The following is an 18,255-nucleotide window of genomic DNA, read 5'->3' as shown; positions in this document are numbered from 1 at the left end:
TTTCGCCGACCGACCGCGAGTCGCTCTGCTCTTCCCGTCACCATGAACTGGCTCGGAAAAAACTTCAAGCTTAAAATAATTTTCGGTAGCAACCGATGCTATGAGAAGCCTGTGAAGGCAGGTTCGGCCTTGCGGATCGGCTGAAGGAAACCCGTCAATCCCGGGCGAGGGCGGTGACGACCGAGCGCTTGAGCTTGCCCAGCCTGTCGAACAGGATCTCGCCATCCCGCGCTGTAATGACGTCGAACAGCTCGGCGATCCAATCCGCGTGCGCGGTCGCCATCTTCTCGAATTCTGCGCGGCCGAAGGACGTCAGGGCGATGATCTGCACCCGCCTGTCGGCCGGTGAAACGGTGCGGGTGACGTGGCCGCTTTCGACAAGCCGTTCGACCAGCGCGGTTATGTTGCCGGGCGACACCATCATACGCTTGGAGAGCTCGCCCAGGACCATGCCGGCCTTGGCCCGCTCCAGCTGCGCCATCAGGTCGAACCGCGGCAGCGTGCAGTCGAACTGCTCGCGAAGGCGGCGCCGGATCTCGCTTTCGATGAGCGTCGAGCATGTCAGCAACCTGAGCCACAGGCGCAGATCCTGGCCATGGTCGGCAGGGGATTCCATCACTTTCGTCTCGCCATCAACCCAGTCCGGCGAGATCGTCTTGACTACATTGTCGTGGTTCACGTCGGCAATCGTTCCAGCATCCGGCGGTAGCGCATGATGCGCCTTGTAAGCTTGCCCTGCCGTCTTGAACAGGGCCTTCACCGGTTTGGCGCGTCCGAGGTTCTATTTGTTGCAGTCGGCGTCCCGCAGCCGAAAGCGCTGGATCTTGCCGGTCTGGGTCTTGGGCAGCGCGGCGATGAATTTGACCGAGCGCGGATATTTGTAGGGCGCGATCGTTGCCTTGACGTGATCCTGCAGGCGCTTGGTGGTCAACGCATCGGGCGCCACGCCTTGCACAAGCACGACATGCGCCTCGACGATCTGGCCGCGCTCGCCATCCTCGGCGCCGATGACCGCGCATTCGGCGACATCGGGATGCGACAGCAGTGCTGCCTCGACCTCCGGTCCGGCAATGTTGTAGCCGGCGCTGACGATCATGTCGTCGGAACGCGCGGCGAAATGGAAGAAACCGTCCTCGTCCTGGGTGAACGTGTCGCCGGTGAGGTTCCAGCCGTCGCGCACATACTCCCTCTGCCTGTCGTCGGCCATGTAGCGGCAGCCGGTCGGGCCGCGCACCGCCAGCCGTCCGGTCTCGCCACGCGCCAGCTCGCGCATCTCATCGTCGACGATGCGCGCTTCGTAGCCGCCGACTGGTTTGCCTGTGGAAGCAGGCTTCATGTCGCTAAAACGGTTGGAGATGAAGATGTGCAGCATTTCGGTGGCGCCGATGCCGTCTAGGATCGGCTTGCCGGTCTTTTGCGTCCATTCCTCGAAAACCGGAGCGGGCAAGGTTTCGCCGGCCGAGACGGCGACGCGCAGCGACGACAGGTCGGCCCCTTCATCCATGGCCTTCAGCATGGCGCGGTAGGCGGTCGGCGCGGTGAAGGAGATCGTCGCTTTGTAGGTCTCGATGATGTGGATCATGTTGGGCGGCGTCGCCTGTTCCAGCAGCGTTGCCGCCGCACCGAAGCGCAGCGGGAAGATGGCGAGCCCGCCAAGGCCGAAGGTGAAAGCGAGCGGCGGCGAGCCGACGAAGATGTCGTCCGGCGTCACCTGGAGGATTTCGCGGGCATAGGCGTCGGCGATGATCAGCAGGTCGCGGTGGAAATGCATCGTCGCCTTCGGCACGCCTGTCGTGCCCGAGGTGAAGCCGAGCAGCGCGACATCGTCGCGGCCGGTGTCGACGGCGCTGAACGTCACCGGCTTGTCGAGAGCGGCACGATCGAGTTCGGCATCATGGTTGGCGGTGCCATCGAAACCGATGACCTGCTTGAGGAACGCGCTGTCCTTGGCGCAGGCGGTCATCTCGTCCATCAGCCTGGTGTCGCAGAGCGCGACGGTGATCTCCGCCTTGTCGACGATCTTGCCGAGTTCGCCGGCGCGCAGCATCGGCATGGTGTTGACGACCACGGCGCCGACCTTGGTGGCGGCCAGCCAGCAGGCGACCATAGCGGGGTTGTTGGCCGAGCGGATCAGCACCCGGTTGCCCGGCTTGACGCCGTAATTCTCGACCAGCGCGTGGGCCAGCCTGTTCGTCCAGTCGGACAGTTCCTTGTAGGTGCGGCGGCGACCGTTGCCGATCAGCGCGGTGTGGTCGCCGAGGCCTTTCTCGACCAGCCGGTCGGTCAGTTCGACGCCGGCGTTGAGGCGTTCGGGATAGTCGAAGCCGTCGAGCAGGAAATCCGGCCATTGCTCCGGCGGCGGCAGATGATCGCGCGTGAACGTGTCGATATGCGCTGAAGGCCCAAGCATATTTCCCCCCGACTTGATAGCCGGCCAATCGGCAAATTCGCGGCCATTGGCCTCTCTGCCTCATTGCCCGTGAAAGGCGGGCAATGGCCGCCGACAAAGGCTCCCACGAACCGAAAATTATTTCAAGCCTAAAGTTTTTTTGCCTTGCTATTGACGCGCACGGGTGGCTCCGGTCATTGCTATTTCCGGCAGCGCTTTTTCCTTTTCGAAGGCGTACGAACCTGAAATGCACACTCTACGAGCAGTTGCAGCATCCCTCGACCGCGCCATAGCGCGCTTTCTGGCCGGCTCGAAGCAAAAGGCCAAAACGGCAACAAGTCAGTTTTCATTTGGAGGCGAAAAGCGTGCCTTTGCATAGAATAGTGGACTGGGACAATGCCTACGCCAACGGTCCCAACATCGCCGGGGGCGAGAGATGGCCAGATCTGTGGATCGAGCCGGCGGAGCGTTTCCGCGCGCGCATGAAAGCTCAAGGGCGTGCAAGGCTTGATCAACGCTATGGCCAAAGGCCGCGCAATCTCTTCGATCTGTTTCTTCCCGAAGGCACTCCGAAAGGTCTCGTGGTTTTTGTTCATGGAGGCTTCTGGTTACGGCTGGACAAGAGCTTCTGGTCGCATCTTGCCACCGGGCCACTCGCACATGGCCATGCAGTGGCCATGCCTTCCTATACGCTGTGCCCCGAAATCCGCATCGCGGGCATCGTTCGCGAAGTTGCCGCGGCTATTGGCACGGCGGCCGCCATGGTGGAGGGACCGATGCGCCTTACAGGCCATTCCGCCGGCGGCCACCTTGTTACGCGCATGATCACATCGGACGTCCTTTTGCCGCCATCGGTGCAGGACAGGGTGGTGAATACAGTCTCGATCTCAGGTGTCCACGATCTTCGGCCGTTGATGCGCACCGTCATGAACAAGCAACTGAGGATAGATGAGACTGAGGCGAACGTCGAAAGTCCCGTATTGCTGCGGCCCATTGAAGGCGCAAGACTGACGTGCTGGGTAGGCGGCGCGGAGCGCGCTGAGTTTCGGCGCCAGAATGCACTATTGGGCAATGTCTGGGCGGGGCTGGGTGCCGCTACTGATGCTGTCGAGGAGCCTGATCGGCATCATTTCGATGTGATTGACGGTTTGGTCGACCGCAACCACCCGCTCACCCGCACTTTGGTGGAATGAGCCGACCTATATCTTGACAATCCGGCCTGCAATAGCCACTACGCCATCCACTTCCAGACAGCAGTTGCTGCGGCACGCCGGCATGCAGGCCCTATCGGGGTTAATTCTCGGGAGTCACGTTACCGAACAGGAACGCCGAGGAAATAGCTGAGGATCGGCCGAAAGTGCTCTTTTGTGAGGGCGCCGGTTGCCATTGAGCACGAGGCATGATCTATAAGATACCGGCTGGATGGTATCTTATAGTATTTGTCTTTTCGGTGTACCCATGACCTCCTCGTTCCTTGCCTACGGCTCGCTCGCCATTGCTATCGTCTGCGAGGTCACTGGTTCAGCCTTTCTACAAAAGTCAGAACAGTTCAGCCGTATCGGGCCTGTCCTTGCGATGACGATCCTTTACGGGATTTCGTTCTTCTTCCTCTCCCAAGCCCTCAAAGGCATACCGCTCGGGGTGGCTTACGCCATTTGGGGCGGCCTCGGCATCGTTTTGACAGCTTTCGTCAGTGTGACGGTCTTCCGCCAGGCAATCGACGTGGCGGCACTGGTGGGTATCGCCATGATTGTGAGCGGCGTGGTCGTGATGCAGGTATTCTCCCGCACGACCGTGCACTGACGATGTCGCAAGGTCATCTTCGCAAGAAGCAGCCGGAGCTGGTTCGCAGGAAACTTCTCGACTGCGCCGAGAAGTTCGCAGTGGATTTGGGCCTTGCAGGTATAACTTTGCAAGCGGTGTCCGAGGCGGCGGGAGTCACGAAAGGCGGCCTGTTGCATCATTTCCAGTCGAAGCAGATCCTCGTTGAAGGCATGTTCGAAAACATCCTCAAACGTCTTGACGCGGAACTCGACCATGCCATCGCGAGGGATCCCGAGCGTTGGGGAAGTTTCACACGCGCCTATCTCGACACTGTGTTCGTCGGGCATGAGTTCGGTCTCAAGGGGCCATGGGCAGCCCTGTCGGTATCGATGATTGCCGAGCCGGGCCTGCGACGCATCTGGGCTGATTGGCTCGACGCACGGCTGCGGCGGCATCGCGAAACTGACAGTGACCCCGTCCTTGAGATCGTCCGTCTCGCGGCGGACGGAGCGTGGCTCGGCCTTGCCATGCGTGATGATGGAGCCGTAGCCGCGGACGTCGTAGACCTGAGAGCCAGGCTGCTCTCCCTTACGAGGAAGTAACCGCCGCCCCATTGACCTGGCGATACGGTGCGGCCGTGTCGCAGACGCAACCGCCCCGAAGCGCAGTTGCGGCAGCCGACTATCGATGTCGGTGGCACTGTTTCTTCTCATGCGGTAGGTTGTCTACCCATTGCTGTACTCATATGAACCCAGGATAACGTGACGCTGTCTCCGAACGAATTGGACTGTTCCCTGCGCCTAGGCCAATCGCTCATGCGAGTGGCCGAGAGCAAGACGGTCGACACGCTGGGTGAAGAGGCAAGCAGGTTTATCGCCGATTATGTCGGATCCCTCGCTATATCTATCTATGCCCTGGACGGGGCCACGCCAAAGCTCCTGTTTTCGAAAGAAGTGCCCGAAGGGCTGCACGTTGAATATCGTGACAGCAAGACGAAGGACCTGCTGCTCGAATACGTCGCGACCAGCGGTATGCCGGTGCATGATCAAATGATGAAGGGGCGGCCGGGCTGGATTGACCAGGGCAACTTGGCCTTTCTGCGTCGCTGGGGGTTTGGGCATTGCATGGCCGGCGCAATCAAGGTGGACGGAAAGATTGCGGCCGTCATCTATATCGGTCGATCGGAAATCTATGGGTCGTACTCGTTGGAGGCACGCGCCGCGATGGATCTGGTTTGCCGTGCCAGCAGTCATGCGTACGCGGCGCTCGACATCAAAGCACCAATGGCCGAACCACCCTCGCCACCCCCTGCCGAACCGGCCAATGATAGATCGGAATTCCAGAATGTTGAGGTCTTGCCACCACGTGGACGGCAGGTTGCCAGGCTGATCTGCCAGGGCCGGTCGAACAAGGAAATCGCACGTTCGCTCGGAATTTCCGCCCACACAGTGAAGGAACATCTCGGGACGCTGTACAAGAAGTTTTCGGTTTCAAACAGGACCGAGCTTGTTGGCGTCTTGATGAAGGCGTCTTGAACAGTCCTCCCGCCGCTCCCATTGGTGCATACTGCCTATTCACGTCGCGATCATCCGCACCTCCGCTCCGGACCAAGTCGCTTTGACACGATCTCCGACAGCGATCCGGAAGCCACCAAGCGCGCTGACCTCCGCGCGTAGCGGTTCGCTAAGACCGTCAACCTTCACCTCGCAAGAAAAGCCGGTGCCGCGGTAGGCCACATCGGTGACCAGCCCCGGCAACCCCGGTCCATCCGATGTGATGGCCTCGAAGTGTATGGCGGTGGGCCGAAGGATCATGACGGCGGACGTGGATGTACAGTCATGAAGGTTACCGACATTGACCTCATGGCTGGCCACCCGAGCCAATCCCGGCGCTTGCGGTAGCAGGTCGACCCGCAAGATGTTGGCATCTCCGACAAATCGCGCCGCATATTCGGAGATTGGTGCCCGATAGATCTCGTCTGGAGGGGCGATCTGTTCGATTCCGCCCTGGCGGAACAGCGCGATCCGATCCGACATCGCCATCGCCTCACGCTGGTCGTGAGTGACGAAGACGATCGTGGCACCGTAGTCGCGGTGAATCCGTCGCAATTCGCATTCCATCTGAAGGCGGATTTTGATGTCGAGTGCCGAGAACGGTTCGTCCAACAGGAGAAGTTGCGGTTCGTTCACGAGCGCCCTGGCGACCGCGACACGCTGCATCTGTCCGCCGGACAATTCATGCGATCGCCGCCTCGCGAGCGCGCCAAGATCAACGATCTCAAGCATGCTCATGACGCGTCGTTTGATTTCGGGCTCCGACAGCTTGGCGATGCGCAGCCCAAATGCGACGTTCTCAAACACGTTCAAATGGGGAAATAGCGTCGGTCGCTGGAAGACCAGATTAACTGGGCGACGGTTCGGCGGCGTGGCCGTGACATCGCGCCCGTGCAGCAGCACCTTGCCTTCAGTCGGGACCAGGAAGCCAGCGATGATGCGCAGCATTGTCGACTTGCCGCACCCGGATGGACCGAGAAAAGACAGGAATTCGCCCTGATGCAATGTTAGCGATACGTCCCTCACAGCCTGGAACGCACCGAACGAATGGCTAACGGATCGGACTTCGAGGCGCGGATTGGTAGTCTGGTTCACGTTGTTATGTTCTCCTTGCCATTTACACCGATCGCAGCCCGCTCACGTTGAAGCCACATCATCATCAGTCCCACAATCCACAGCAGCAAGCTTGCCCCGATGAGGAGGGCCGATACGACATTTATCGACGGATCTACGGTGCGGCGAAGCTTGGAAAAAATATACATCGGAAGGGTGCCGTCGTTTCCGATGACGAAGAAGGTGATGATGAACTCATCCAACGACAACATGAAGGCCAACACAGTTGCACCCACCAACGTCGGCCAGATCTGCGGGAGAACGATCTTGAAGAACGCCTGGTAGCGGCTGGCCCCCAGATCAAGCGCCACCTCTTCCAGAGAGGGGTCAAGGCTCTCAAGCGCAACGCTGGTGATCAGATAGAAGAACGGGGCGACAAAGACGATATGGGCTATGATGACAGTCATCAGTGACAGAGGCAGCTGAATGCGAGCAAAAAACAGCAGAAGCGCCACGCCGATGAAAATGCCAGGCAGGGTGATTGGCAACAGGAAGAGCGGAGAAAGGGTATCTCGCCAGCGCGCCGTCGATCGCGACATGCCGTAAGCCGCTGCCGTGAACACAACCAGCGTGATGGCCGCGGTGGCCGAAGCGACATAGAACGAGTTCTTCGTCGCGTTCAGGAAATCCGGCGAGGACAGGACTTCCTCATACCATCGCAATGAGAAGCCCTCGAAGGGAAATGACAATCCACCCGTCGCATGAAATGAAAATAGAACCACGATGAACAGTGGAACGAAAAGGTAGAGCAGGGCGAACACTGTGCTTGCCAGGAGGACCACGTTCTTCATGCTGCCTGCCCTTTAGTTTTCCCAGTGGATTTCTTTGAGGCGTTTGAAGCGGAGCACAACGGTCAACAGACCGAAGGCAAATACATAGACCAGCAGAGTGAGGAATGATCGCGCGGCGCCAACGCCCCAGTTGCCGAGCCCCCTGAAATCGGACTGGATTTGTATGCCGATGAGCTGATCGCCCGGGCTACCAAGAAACTGGGGCGCAACGTAGTCACTCGATGCGAGGATGAAGATCAGCAGGAAAGCGGATCCAATGGGTGCCGCCAGCAGCGGAAACATAACCTTCCACCACCGCTGCGTGGCCGTCGCGCCGAGGTCCTGCGCCGCCTCGAGATAGCGCGGTTCGAGCGGGCGCATCGCCGAATACAAGATAAGCACGACCCAGGGAATGCCGATGTGGACCATTGCCAGCACGATAGCGAGTTTGCTGAACAGCAGCGCCTTAAGTGGCGTATCGATCACGCCAAGTGCCAACAAAGTTGCATTGACTGCACCGTGTTCCCCCAACATCAGCCGCCAGGCGTATATGCGTACAAGATAGCTTGCGAACATCGCGATGACGAAGAGCAGCAAAACGGGAAACTCCCAGCGTCCGGCGCGATATCTGATGTAAGCGGCGACCGGAATGCCGATGAGGACGCAAAGTGTCGCGACGGAGCCGCCGACAATGAGTGAGTTGCGCGCCAGCCGCAGGCTGGCTGACGATGTGACCGCCGCCCTGAAGTTCTCCAGCGTCAGCGGTAGATGAACGGAGAACCGCCCGGCCGTCATAAAGCTGTAGCCGAGCAGGAAAAGGACAGGGACGACGAAAAACACCAACAGGCCAAGGACTGCCGGCAAGGTCATTGCCGTCAGTCTGAACCGGGGCCAAAAGCTTCCAAAACGAGGTATCTGCACTTCGCTAACTTACTTGACCAGAAGCTCTTGGAATTTCGCCACCCATTCGCCCAGCGTGATAAATTCGTCGGATTCGATCGGGGCTTGCAGGAGAACCGGGCGTTTTGCCAGGAATGCATCGACGTCATCGACCGGATAGAGGCTCTTGGCGCGATCGATGAAGGCGGCTGCACCTTTTACCGTCGGGCCAGCGGCCAGTTCCATCGCGGCGGCGGCGTTGACCTTTGGATCGAGCACCTCGTTGATCCACGCATAGGCCGTGTCGGCTTTGTCCGCCCCTTGAGGGATCACATAAGCTTCGACAAAGGTAAAGGTGCCGTCCGTCGGGGTAATGTTGGTGCGCACATTGTTGTTGCCGGCGGCAGCAGCAAAGACATCGATCGCCGCCCAGCCCAGGAAGGAGGCGACCACTTCACCCGAACCGATGAGCGACGCCACGTCGCCATAGCTCGGCGCAATGGTCTTCGACTGGTCGATGAACTGCTTCATGAACGCGGCAATCTCGTCGATCTTGCCCTTCGGGGTTCGGAACGGATCGTGTCCGAGAATATGCGCGGCAAGTGTGAAGTTGGCGCCGGGATCTCCCGGCATGGTAATGCGTCCCTTAAATTTCGGATCAAGCAGATCGGTCCACGCCTTCGGCTCGGAGATGGCCTTGCTGTCGTAAGTGATACCGAAAACCCCAAACGAATGTGGTATCGCGAACAGCTTGCCCTCCGCGTCGGCGATGCCGATCGTACGCGCATTCTGTGTGAAGTAGTTGGCCAGATTTCCATGCCGCGGTATCCGCTCGAGATCGAGCGGCGTCAGCACGTGCCCATTCTTCTCCAATTGGTCACTTGTTGACGTGGTGGTCGACAGCAAGTCGAAGCCGCTGCCGCCGCCACCGGCATAACGGGCGTCGACGTCGTCGATGGAGGCGATATAGCTTGGATTGATCTTGATGCCGTGTTCTTTGGCGAAGGCTCCCATCGCGCCGGGCATCTCCTCGCCCTGCCACCCAAGATAGTCGAGGGTTCCACCGATGTTCTGTGCAAAGGCGGACCGGCCGAGCATGGCGCTGCCCGCGAGGCCAAGTGCCGCCGCGCCCGACGCCTTCAGGAAATCACGCCGATCGAACCGCAATCCCGGTTGAACCGAATGCTGCAACGTCTTCATGTCTGCTCTCCCATTCTGAGGTAATTCCTCTTTGTTTTTTATTCTGCCCGTCCCCGAAAATGTCCATCGGACGCTTCGCCATGGATCGATTCTCGGCAGGACATACCATGCTTTTGCAACTGGACTGCTGCTCCGTATTCTACTCTCCGCGCCACCTTCTTGGTCGTCGCTGTCTCAACCCCAATAGGCCAATCCCGCACAGACATTCAGCGATTGCGCGGTAATGTGGCGGGCGCCGGGGCCCACCAGGAACAGCGCTGCCTGGGATATGTCGGCCGGCTTGAGAAAAGCCTTCATCATGTTGGTGTCCGCCATGGTCATTTGCCAAACCTGATCGAAGGGGACTTTCAGCTCCTCTGCCATCGCTTTGACCGGGTCGCGTGACAACGCGGTGTCGATCCAGCCCGGGCAGATGGCGTTCACCGTGATCCCGTGCGGACCCAATTCAGGGGCAATGCAGCGAGCAAAGGCCAGGAGCCCGGCCTTTGCCGTGGCATAGACGGAAAAACCGGCGTCCGCGGTTTTTGCCGCGGTCGATGAGATGAACAGGATGCGTCCGCCATCGGCATTGGACCGCATCGTCTCGACCGCTACCTTGGTGACGAGGAACGGCGCTTTCTGATTTATCGCAATGGTGCGATCCCAGAGGGCCTCGTCCATATCCTCCAGCGTGGAAATCTCGCCGATCCCAGCATTGTTCACCAGGATGTCCAGACCGCCCATCGCCTTGATCGCCCCTTCGACCATGGGCCTGATGCTTGCGGGCTCGAGGAAGTCGGCTGCGACCGCGTGCGCGTTTGCGCCGAGGTTGCGGACCAATTCGATCGTTGCCTCTGTCTCGCCAAGTGTTCGGCCGTGAATTGCGACCGTGGCTCCTGCCTGGGCGAAGGTCACCGCCATATCCTGGCCCAAGCCCTGGCTGGCGCCGGTCACCAGAGCGCGCTTCCCGGCGAGGGTAGGAGGAATCGGCAAGCGATCTGTCATGGACGCGTTCATGCCTCAGTACAGGATAAGATGATTGATCATCATCTCGACATGGGTCGGGACGCTTTCCTCGAATCCGTAGTAGAGGCCATATTCCGGGCGCAGGTCCTCTTTGACCAGGGCGCTGACGGCAGCAAGATAATTCACCCAGGCACTCATGTACGAATAGGTGGGCACGACAAAATCCGTCGTGGAGAGCCGTTCCATGCGCGCCGCCGTGGCGTTGCGCATCTTGTCGAAATAGTCGAGGTAGAATTTGACGTCGCCGTGGCTGCCCAAATTGCCGTGACCACCATTGACGAAGTCCCAGGTCATCCCCTGCAGTTCGATCATGTTGTCTTCGAAGTTCCGCAAGTTCTCCTGCGGGCCGAAATGGGGGAAGGGCATGCATTCCGGCTCGACCATATCGTCGAACTGCACGATGCCCTCGGTCGGCAGATGGATGATCGCGTTGTCCAGGCAATGGCCGTTGTATTCAGGCGTGCGGATGCGCACCCGCTTGCCCTCGAACAGGAAGTCGCCGTCATGGCCCTCGATGACATTGGTGGGCATCGGTACCTTACGGCCAAAGCGGTCGATCTGCCGCGCGGTGAGCGAGGACGCCCAGATCCGGCTTTCCCTACCGAAGCGCTGTTTGGTCTCGGCTACGATCTCGGGCGTGCCGGCGATGTGATCCATATGGTAGTGGGTGTAGACGATGTCCGTGACCGGCAGGTCGGTCAGTGTGCGCAACCCCTTGAGCGTGTGGGTGGTCGCCACGCCCGATTGGGTGCTCACCAGCAGCACCCCCTTGTCGCCGATCACGGCAACCGCGTTGTAACCTGCGGCGCCGACCAAATAGCCACGATCTGTCAGGCGTTGGATGTAGAACTCCTCGCTCGCCTGGTACTGGATCCAGTTGCGTACTTTCAATCCAGGCGCAATGCACTTGTCGCGCGAGATGTCGGCATAGTCCCACAGATCGCCGATCGGCGGCCGAAACATCTGGCTGTTGTTGGCGTGATTGCTGCAGGTCGAAGACATAAGTGCTCCCATTTACGCACACTAACCGGGCATTTGCGATCGCCGGGCGCCCGACGCTCAGCCGGCTGGCGGCGGGAGAAAGTTGATCTCATGCTGCGCGGCCAAGCGGACCACCTCAGCCGGGTCGCCGACGTTGTGGATTTTGTCAAACAGAGAGAACAGCGCGCCGGTCGGCGAGACCACGAAAAGAGCTTCAGCCTTCTTATCGGACTTGTTGAACAGCCCATGCGGAATGCCCATCGGCAATCGGACCGTATCTCCGTAGCCTGCAACCTGCTCTACTCCGTCGAGCACGGCATGGATCTCGCCTTCGAGAACGATGACCAGCTCGTCCTGGGTGGGATGGATATGCGGCGGCACGAACGTTCCCGGTGGGAATTCGGCATACCAAAGCATCGAAGTCTCGGTCACATGCTTGAGTGTGTAGGTTTGTCCGAGGATGTTCCAGACGCGCCCTTCATAGGCATCCTTCATGCGCGTGATGCCGGCGGGTTCAGGTTTCATGTGGACTTCTCCTCTTCAGGGATGGATATCAGCGTGTCAGGAACTCGTGCACGATGCCCGGCGCATCAGGGTTCTCGCCCAAGACGAGGTGCCCGGTTTTCGGGAGGATCCTCAGTTCCGATTTCGGCAAAAGCTCCTGCCACGTCTTGGCACCGCCCACCGGAAAAAACCGATCCTCCTGACCCCACAGGAGCAGCGTCGGGCAGGTAATCAGGTGTATGCGCTGGCGCAGTTTTGGATTGCCCTGCGGATACTCCCAGCCGACTCGGCTGAAGGCCGTCAACTCGCGGAAGCCAAGCGTCAGGAAGTCGATGTCGTGGCCATCAGGGAAATATCGAAGCGCGACCGAGGGATCGGCCGTGAGATATTCGTGGAGCTGCTCCTTTGGGATCTTGAAGCTGTCGGGGTTGGGGAACTCCGGGATCACCACGCCGTTCGGCGCCACGAGTACGAGCCTGCCGATGCGCGGCGCCTGAACAGAGGCATATTCGGCCGCGATCCAGGCTCCCAGCGAGTGGGCGACGATGTCGACTTCATCCAGCCCCATCTGATTGAACAGGTCGATGTAGTGGAAGATGTAGTCGCTAACGTCGTCGATGCGGGGATCGTCGTCGCTCTCGCCGAAACCGGGATGATAAGGGACGATGACACGGCGGTCCCTGGCCCACTCGCGCACGAAATCGAAACCCGGGAAGGTGCCGCCTCCGTGAAGGTAAATGACGGGCCGTCCTGAGCCGATCGAATAAACGGCCGTCCTGACGCCGGACACGACATACTCCGAGCGGTCGAACCCGCTCATATCCACGATTTTCTTGTTCACCGGCCCGTCCATTTTCTAAATCTCATCATTTCCGGGGGATCGAGGTAAGCCGATTGCGGTGACTGTTCGACCTTTGGGGCTCCGTCGCGTCGCTCCTCAAGAATCGGGATCACCTCTTTGGCAAGCTTGGTCATGTTGCTGACGACTTTGTCATGCGGCATGTTTCCGATGTGGACTTCGCAGATGATCCGATTTGACCCGGTCTCTTCAGCCCATTTTTCCAGTTGATTGGCGACGGTCTCTGGTGAGCCTGCGACGACACGGTAGACCGCCTCGATCGCCTTCCAGTCGAAGACACCGTGGGATTCGGGAATGAATTTCCCGTCGCGCCGGCGGAATTCGTCGACGGGAATGTATCCCGGCAACTCGATAAACCGGCCCGATTTGAGCAACTGACCAAAGTAGAAATCGGCCCAAGGCGTCATCTCTTCGACCGCCTGTTGGTCGGTGTCCGCGACGTAGACCATTGCGGTAAGCGGGAATTTGGAGGGATCCGGGTCATGTCCGGCTTCGACCGATTTCTGTCGGTAGATCTCCAGCGCCTTCATCTGCTTGGGAATCGGCGAGAAAGTCGCGGCATATCCGAAACCCAGCCGTGCAGCCATCTCGACCGTTGTGAGACTCCCGGAGCCGACGAGAAAGATGGGAGGATGCGGCTGCTGGATCGGTCGGGGCCACACATTGAGATATTTGTAATGATAGAACTTGCCATCGTAGCCCTTCGGTTCGCCGGTCTGCGTCTCCCAGGACTTCAGCATGATATCGATCGATTCATGCAGGCGGTCTCGCGCCGTCGCCGGCGCCACGGGATTGACCCAGTATTCCATCGGGGTGCCGAGCGGGATAGCGACTTCGAGCCGACCGCCTGACATGACGTCAAGCATCGCATAGCCTTCGGCCAGGCGATGCGGGTTCTCCAGATTGGGCGGCGTGCCCATAATGCAGACACGCAACTTCTCCGTCCTGGCAAAGATCGCCGATGCGATTATGGACGGCACCGGCATCATGCTTGCTGGCGTGGCGTGATGTTCGTTTATGCACAGCCCGTCGAAGCCCAATTCCTCGGCCAGCACCGCCTCGCCCAGGTAGCGTTCATAAAGTGCATGACCCTTGTGTGGATCGTAGTAGGCGTTCGGGATGTCGACCCAAAGCGAGTCCCGTTCCAGGCACTCATCAGGAAGGTCGGTGTAGGGCATGTAATGGGCGACAAGGAATTTCGTGTCAGACAGGATAGGCATGATTTTTCCCAGAAACGAGAGTGGAGCTTTCGCTCGAAAATTCGCCAAGTTCGTCGAGCCGATGCGCCATTTGATTGGTCGCCTTGTCGATCCGCGCTAGAACTCCCGGATCGACGATCTTGTCTTCCTTGAAGTCGGCTTCGCAGGAATAGACGCATGTCGGAAGCGTATCTGCTTCGAAGAAGCCAAACAGCGGCCGCAGCTGATGCTCGATCACTAGGGCATGCCGCGGCCCCCCGCCGTTGGCGCTGATCAGTACCGGCGTTTCGCAAAGGGCATCGGCTGGAAGAAGGTCGAAGATATGCTTCATCAGCCCGCAATAAGCACCCTTGTAGATGGGGGTCGCCACGATCAGGGCGTCTGCGCTCTCGAGCTCGCCGATGATGCGGGCCGATTGCTGGCTCAGGTCGGCGCGATCGAAAGTGCAAACAGATTCATCCAGGTCCAGGAGATCATAGGTGACGATCTCAGCGCTGGTCTTCTGCGCCAATTGACTGACGATCGCGTTCGTCAGCGCCAATGTCTTGGAAGGCCGGCGAAAATTGCCGCTGAATGCCACGACTCTCAATCTTGTCATACGCTTGCCGCCTGCTCGCAATTTGTCTGCAAGGCAATCATCGGCCGAAGGCAGCGGCAGTTCCACCCCGCCAAATGGAGGGGTGAACGCTGTCGACTCTATGAGAGCGCTTTGTCGGTTGTCGCTGTTAGATCGGTCGGTAAGCAGGATTGCGTTTGGACGCCGCGCTCGCGCCCATTTTGAGTCTGGCGCGCCGAAAAATATGGAAGCCGAAATAATACGTTGCAAAAAGTTTCGGATTATGGAAGATATGAACGAACAAATTACCTGAATTGAGAACATGAAGCCAAAACCGCTTGATCAAACCGAAAGGCTCATCATCCGTCTCTTGCAAGAGGACGGCCGCATGCCGACCGCCGAGATGGCTAGGCGGTTGTCCATCAGCGAGCCGACTGTGCGCAAGAAGCTGAGCCAGCTTACTCAGGAGGGTAGGGTGCGCATTCGCGCCACCGCCGATCCCGTCGATCTCGGCTACGAGGCCTCGGCCTTCATCGGCATTGACGTGGAGCGTAACGCCATCATCAAAGTGGCGAAGGTGCTGCAGCAATATTCGTTCGTCGACAGTGTCGCCGTGACGACAGGTCCCTACGACTTGATCATCAAGGCCTGCTTCGAGACGCTGCGCGATCTCTACGACTTCATCCTGGTTGAGCTCGCTGCGGTCGACGGGATCAAGGATTCCAACTCGCTGATGATCCTCCAGAACATCAAGACCGACGGCCTGATCGGCGTCGCCGGTCTCGAAGACGGACCGAACAATGAATCTCAAGACAACAAACCCTAGTGGAGTTTGAAATGCCAGCCTTCTCGAAACAGGAAATGACACGTCGTATCGATGCTCTCCGCAGAAAGCTCGCCGCGGAGCGCGTCGATGTCGCATTCCTGCACACCGCCGACAGCGTCTTCTACATGAGCGGCGTGCCGCTGCTGTCGGAATGGGGACGGCCGATGTGGGCGATTCTGCCGGCATCGGGGTCGAGCGCGGTCTGCGGTGCGGCTATCGAGACTGAGAACATGGAGGAGCACAGCTCCTTCGACGAGGTGATGGCCTATGGCGATGATGAGAATGTCGTGCAGGCGAGCCTCAAGCTCTGCGCAGACTTCATCGCGCGCCGCGGCTCCGCCAGGATAAGGCTGGGCATCGAGGAAGCTCTGCTGCCAGTCGGTCTGTTCCGCGCCTTTCAGGCCCGCTTTCCCGAGGCAGAACTCGTCGAAGTCGGCCCATGGCTGGAGGAGTTGCGGCTGATCAAGTCGGACGAGGAGATCCGCCTGCTTGAATTGGGCGCGGACCTCGCCAAGATCGGCGCCGACGCCTTCCTAGAGGCCATGCAGGACAACGTCACCGAACTTGCGGTGGCCGCCCATGCGGTCGCGGCGGTGAACAAGGCGATGGGCGCCCTGTCCGACAACGGACTAACCAGCACCTACGCCTATGCCCAATTCGCTGACCACACTATGGTACCGCATCTGCACCCGACCAGCCGCCGCCTGAAGCGCGGCGATCTCGTATCGCTCAACATCTTTCCGGTCGTCTGGGGCTATTGCGCGGAGCTGGAGCGCACCTTCGTCTATGGCGAGCCTACACCTGAGATCAGGAGGACGCTCGATGCCGTCAACGAGGCGTTCGACGCGGGCAAGGAAGCCCTGAAGCCGGGTGTCGCCATGTCGGACATCGATATGCTGACGCGCGGGATTCTGCAGAAATACGACCTGGTCAAGTATATCCGCCACGGCACCGGGCATGCCCACGGCATCATGATCGGCTCCGCCAGCCGCGAGGAGAAGGGAGAACTGCGTCTTTACAACAAGACCAAGCTCCTGCCCAACATGGCGAACTCGGTCGAGCCGGGCGTCTACATTCCGGGCCTCGGTGGCTTCCGTCACTCCGATGTGCTGATCGTCACGGAAACCGGGTCCCGCTGCATCACCGATTTCCCACGCGACATCGGCTTTTGAGAACAGAATCCGGCCGATCCCCCGGCGTCATCCTCCCAAGGCTGCCGCGGGCTCAGCGTAGAGTTTAGTAACAAAGGGGAGTAAAAACGATGAAAAGCGACTTCACGAAGCGCCGTCCATTGGGCGGCTCCATCAGTCGCCGCTCGCTGCTGGCCATCAGCGCCGGAGCGGTAGCCGCAACCGCCCTGCCGGGTCTGAGCGCAGCTTGGGCTCAGGATGGCGACATCAAAGTCGGCGCTCTGATGCCGTTGTCGGGGGCCGGCGGTAGTTTCGGGCAGGAGATGCTCACCTCGGCGAAGGTGGCACTCGAGGAGATCAATGCGGCCGGCGGTCCGCTCGGTCGCAAGATCGTGCTCGTGGTGGAAAACGACGAGACCAGCCCTGAAGCAGCCGTGCGCGGTGCGCGCAAGCTGGTCGATGTCGACAAGGTGTCCGCGATCGTCGGCACCTGGGCGAGCAGTGTCACGCTTGCGGTGGCGCCGATCGTGCAAGAGAAGAAGCTCATCCAGCTCTCGACCTCCGGCGCCAGCCGCATCACCGAGGTACAGAAGAAGGGTCATCTGTTCCGCACGGAGCCAGACGACCTTCTGTTTGGCAAAGCTTATGCCGAATACGCCAACAGCCAGGGCTGGAAGAAGGCCGCCGTGCTTGGCCTCAATGTGCCCTTCACGCAGATGACGGTCGCGGCATTCCGCCAGCGTTTCGAGGAGCGGGGAGGGAAGGTGATGAGCTTCACCACCTACAATGAGGACCAGACCACGTTCCGCTCCGAGGTGACGCGCGCCTTCGTTGATCAGCCGGACTTCATCCATATCTCCGGCTACGAGCCCGACATCACCGCCATTCTAAAGGCTGCCTACCAGCTCGGTCTTTCCGGACGCTTTATCGTGCCCGGCTTTGCGGTGAGCCCCGAGCTCATCAAGAATGCCGGGCCTGCCGCGGAAGGACTGCTATTGGTCGAAGAGGGCGTGGCCGAGGGTTCGCCCGCCTATGATCGCCTTGCCAAGGCGCTTGGCGGCGACCGCTACTATTCCTTCGGCGCGCAGGCCTACGACCAGCTGGTCCTGCTCGCGCTTGCCATTGAGGCGGCCAAGTCGACCGACGGCACTGCGCTCAATGACGCCGTCAGAAAAGTCTCCGGGCCCGACGGCGCCAAAGTGACCTCTTTCGCAGAGGGCATCAAGGCGCTGCGCACAGGTGAGCAGGTGAACTACGAAGGCGCCTCAGGGGCGATCGACTTCGATGCGAACGGCAATATCGCTAAGGCCAATTTCCGCGTGTCGCAAGTGAAGGACGGCAAGATCATGCCCATCGGCGCGGTCAAGGACGTTGTGTTCTAGACGAGACGCTGACAATCCCTCTCCCCGTTTGCGGGGAGGGGGTAAGGATGACAAGCAGCACCTGACCTCGACCAAACGGCGGTGGGCTTTAAATCCGTACCCGCGTGCGATTTCATCGGAGGCGCTGCCGGCAGGCGGAGCTGGA

At 59.7% G+C, this 18,255-nt stretch carries 19 protein-coding genes; 7 read left to right on the top strand and 12 right to left on the bottom strand.

The window, feature by feature from the left end; all coding sequences use genetic code 11:
* Window positions 1-154 precede the first annotated feature (154 nt).
* The gene (locus tag ABID19_RS29770) at window positions 155-616 is read right to left on the bottom strand and encodes a MarR family winged helix-turn-helix transcriptional regulator (protein WP_263806618.1); all 462 of its coding nucleotides are present in this window, start codon (window positions 614-616) and stop codon (window positions 155-157) included.
* 165 nt (window positions 617-781) lie between these two features.
* Window positions 782-2,410 (bottom strand): AMP-binding protein, encoded by a 1,629-nt coding sequence (locus tag ABID19_RS29765; RefSeq protein WP_263806592.1) that lies wholly within the window; start codon window positions 2,408-2,410, stop codon window positions 782-784.
* 329 nt (window positions 2,411-2,739) lie between these two features.
* Between ABID19_RS29765 and ABID19_RS29760 the strand changes: the two genes are divergently transcribed.
* From ABID19_RS29760 to ABID19_RS29745, 4 genes are all read left to right on the top strand, one after another.
* Entirely contained in the window at window positions 2,740-3,582 is an 843-nt protein-coding gene (locus ABID19_RS29760) for an alpha/beta hydrolase (protein ID WP_412177297.1), read from the top strand.
* A 265-nt stretch (window positions 3,583-3,847) separates the two neighbouring features.
* Window positions 3,848-4,192: a DMT family transporter gene (locus ABID19_RS29755; protein WP_263806591.1), complete on the top strand. Its 345-nt coding sequence runs from the start codon at window positions 3,848-3,850 to the stop codon at window positions 4,190-4,192.
* A 2-nt stretch (window positions 4,193-4,194) separates the two neighbouring features.
* Window positions 4,195-4,755 carry a TetR/AcrR family transcriptional regulator gene (locus tag ABID19_RS29750; protein ID WP_263806590.1) on the top strand — a complete coding sequence of 187 codons (561 nt, stop codon included), beginning with the start codon at window positions 4,195-4,197 and terminating at the stop codon, window positions 4,753-4,755.
* Window positions 4,756-4,968: 213 nt separating this feature from the next.
* Window positions 4,969-5,688 carry a response regulator transcription factor gene (locus tag ABID19_RS29745; protein ID WP_006204345.1) on the top strand — a complete coding sequence of 240 codons (720 nt, stop codon included), beginning with the start codon at window positions 4,969-4,971 and terminating at the stop codon, window positions 5,686-5,688.
* Between the two features lie 39 nt (window positions 5,689-5,727).
* Here ABID19_RS29745 and ABID19_RS29740 read toward each other — a convergent pair whose 3' ends face one another.
* From ABID19_RS29740 to ABID19_RS29695, 10 genes are all read right to left on the bottom strand, one after another.
* Complete coding sequence (locus ABID19_RS29740; RefSeq protein WP_263806616.1) at window positions 5,728-6,732, bottom strand: ABC transporter ATP-binding protein; 1,005 nt, start codon at window positions 6,730-6,732, stop codon at window positions 5,728-5,730.
* A gap of 65 nt (window positions 6,733-6,797) precedes the next feature.
* Entirely contained in the window at window positions 6,798-7,610 is an 813-nt protein-coding gene (locus ABID19_RS29735; protein ID WP_006204343.1) for an ABC transporter permease, read from the bottom strand.
* Window positions 7,611-7,622: 12 nt separating this feature from the next.
* A complete protein-coding gene (locus ABID19_RS29730) occupies window positions 7,623-8,459 on the bottom strand; it encodes an ABC transporter permease (protein ID WP_263806589.1) in 837 nt (278 codons plus the stop codon).
* Window positions 8,460-8,519: 60 nt separating this feature from the next.
* Window positions 8,520-9,668, bottom strand: coding sequence for an ABC transporter substrate-binding protein (locus ABID19_RS29725; RefSeq protein ID WP_263806588.1), 1,149 nt, complete (start codon window positions 9,666-9,668; stop codon window positions 8,520-8,522).
* Window positions 9,669-9,842: 174 nt separating this feature from the next.
* A complete protein-coding gene (locus ABID19_RS29720) occupies window positions 9,843-10,652 on the bottom strand; it encodes an SDR family NAD(P)-dependent oxidoreductase (protein WP_157999221.1) in 810 nt (269 codons plus the stop codon).
* A 15-nt stretch (window positions 10,653-10,667) separates the two neighbouring features.
* Window positions 10,668-11,675 (bottom strand): MBL fold metallo-hydrolase, encoded by a 1,008-nt coding sequence (locus ABID19_RS29715; RefSeq protein ID WP_006204339.1) that lies wholly within the window; start codon window positions 11,673-11,675, stop codon window positions 10,668-10,670.
* A 57-nt stretch (window positions 11,676-11,732) separates the two neighbouring features.
* Window positions 11,733-12,179, bottom strand: coding sequence for a cupin domain-containing protein (locus tag ABID19_RS29710; RefSeq protein WP_006204338.1), 447 nt, complete (start codon window positions 12,177-12,179; stop codon window positions 11,733-11,735).
* A 28-nt stretch (window positions 12,180-12,207) separates the two neighbouring features.
* A complete protein-coding gene (locus ABID19_RS29705; protein ID WP_263806587.1) occupies window positions 12,208-12,999 on the bottom strand; it encodes an alpha/beta fold hydrolase in 792 nt (263 codons plus the stop codon).
* On the bottom strand, window positions 12,996-14,237 hold the full coding sequence (locus tag ABID19_RS29700) for an LLM class flavin-dependent oxidoreductase (protein ID WP_263806586.1): 1,242 nt from the start codon (window positions 14,235-14,237) through the stop codon (window positions 12,996-12,998). The genes ABID19_RS29705 and ABID19_RS29700 overlap by 4 nt, the downstream gene beginning before the upstream one ends.
* Window positions 14,221-15,096: an NAD(P)H-dependent oxidoreductase gene (locus ABID19_RS29695; protein WP_081482224.1), complete on the bottom strand. Its 876-nt coding sequence runs from the start codon at window positions 15,094-15,096 to the stop codon at window positions 14,221-14,223. The genes ABID19_RS29700 and ABID19_RS29695 overlap by 17 nt, the downstream gene beginning before the upstream one ends.
* Between ABID19_RS29695 and ABID19_RS29690 the strand changes: the two genes are divergently transcribed.
* The 3 genes from ABID19_RS29690 to ABID19_RS29680 all read left to right on the top strand — a co-directional run bounded on the left by ABID19_RS29690 (window position 15,095) and on the right by ABID19_RS29680 (window position 18,110).
* Window positions 15,095-15,598: an Lrp/AsnC family transcriptional regulator gene (locus ABID19_RS29690; protein WP_006204334.1), complete on the top strand. Its 504-nt coding sequence runs from the start codon at window positions 15,095-15,097 to the stop codon at window positions 15,596-15,598. The genes ABID19_RS29695 and ABID19_RS29690 overlap by 2 nt on opposite strands.
* Before the next feature lie 35 nt (window positions 15,599-15,633).
* A complete protein-coding gene (locus ABID19_RS29685; protein ID WP_157999218.1) occupies window positions 15,634-16,770 on the top strand; it encodes a M24 family metallopeptidase in 1,137 nt (378 codons plus the stop codon).
* Window positions 16,771-16,859: 89 nt separating this feature from the next.
* A complete protein-coding gene (locus tag ABID19_RS29680) occupies window positions 16,860-18,110 on the top strand; it encodes an ABC transporter substrate-binding protein (protein ID WP_006204332.1) in 1,251 nt (416 codons plus the stop codon).
* Window positions 18,111-18,255 lie beyond the last annotated feature (145 nt).

Origin of the sequence: Mesorhizobium robiniae, from assembly GCF_040545535.1 — a bacterium.
Classification (GTDB): domain Bacteria; phylum Pseudomonadota; class Alphaproteobacteria; order Rhizobiales; family Rhizobiaceae; genus Mesorhizobium; species Mesorhizobium robiniae.
Note: the sequence above shows the minus strand (reverse complement) of the source record. Positions and strands in the feature narration are given on the sequence as shown.

Bases quoted from the DNA above. Each gene is read 5' to 3' on its own strand.
- ABID19_RS29710 (WP_006204338.1), bottom strand. From the start codon at position 12,179: ATGAAACCTGAACCCGCCGGCATCACGCGCATGAAGGATGCCTATGAA.
- ABID19_RS29695 (WP_081482224.1), bottom strand. From the start codon at position 15,096: ATGTTCTCAATTCAGGTAATTTGTTCGTTCATATCTTCCATAATCCGA.
- ABID19_RS29765 (WP_263806592.1), bottom strand. From the start codon at position 2,410: ATGCTTGGGCCTTCAGCGCATATCGACACGTTCACGCGCGATCATCTG.
- ABID19_RS29690 (WP_006204334.1), top strand. From the start codon at position 15,095: ATGAAGCCAAAACCGCTTGATCAAACCGAAAGGCTCATCATCCGTCTC.
- ABID19_RS29680 (WP_006204332.1), top strand. From the start codon at position 16,860: ATGAAAAGCGACTTCACGAAGCGCCGTCCATTGGGCGGCTCCATCAGT.
- ABID19_RS29770 (WP_263806618.1), bottom strand. From the start codon at position 616: ATGGAATCCCCTGCCGACCATGGCCAGGATCTGCGCCTGTGGCTCAGG.
- ABID19_RS29735 (WP_006204343.1), bottom strand. From the start codon at position 7,610: ATGAAGAACGTGGTCCTCCTGGCAAGCACAGTGTTCGCCCTGCTCTAC.
- ABID19_RS29715 (WP_006204339.1), bottom strand. From the start codon at position 11,675: ATGTCTTCGACCTGCAGCAATCACGCCAACAACAGCCAGATGTTTCGG.
- ABID19_RS29750 (WP_263806590.1), top strand. From the start codon at position 4,195: ATGTCGCAAGGTCATCTTCGCAAGAAGCAGCCGGAGCTGGTTCGCAGG.
- ABID19_RS29730 (WP_263806589.1), bottom strand. From the start codon at position 8,459: ATGACCTTGCCGGCAGTCCTTGGCCTGTTGGTGTTTTTCGTCGTCCCT.
- ABID19_RS29755 (WP_263806591.1), top strand. From the start codon at position 3,848: ATGACCTCCTCGTTCCTTGCCTACGGCTCGCTCGCCATTGCTATCGTC.
- ABID19_RS29725 (WP_263806588.1), bottom strand. From the start codon at position 9,668: ATGAAGACGTTGCAGCATTCGGTTCAACCGGGATTGCGGTTCGATCGG.
- ABID19_RS29745 (WP_006204345.1), top strand. From the start codon at position 4,969: ATGCGAGTGGCCGAGAGCAAGACGGTCGACACGCTGGGTGAAGAGGCA.
- ABID19_RS29685 (WP_157999218.1), top strand. From the start codon at position 15,634: ATGACACGTCGTATCGATGCTCTCCGCAGAAAGCTCGCCGCGGAGCGC.
- ABID19_RS29720 (WP_157999221.1), bottom strand. From the start codon at position 10,652: ATGACAGATCGCTTGCCGATTCCTCCTACCCTCGCCGGGAAGCGCGCT.
- ABID19_RS29700 (WP_263806586.1), bottom strand. From the start codon at position 14,237: ATGCCTATCCTGTCTGACACGAAATTCCTTGTCGCCCATTACATGCCC.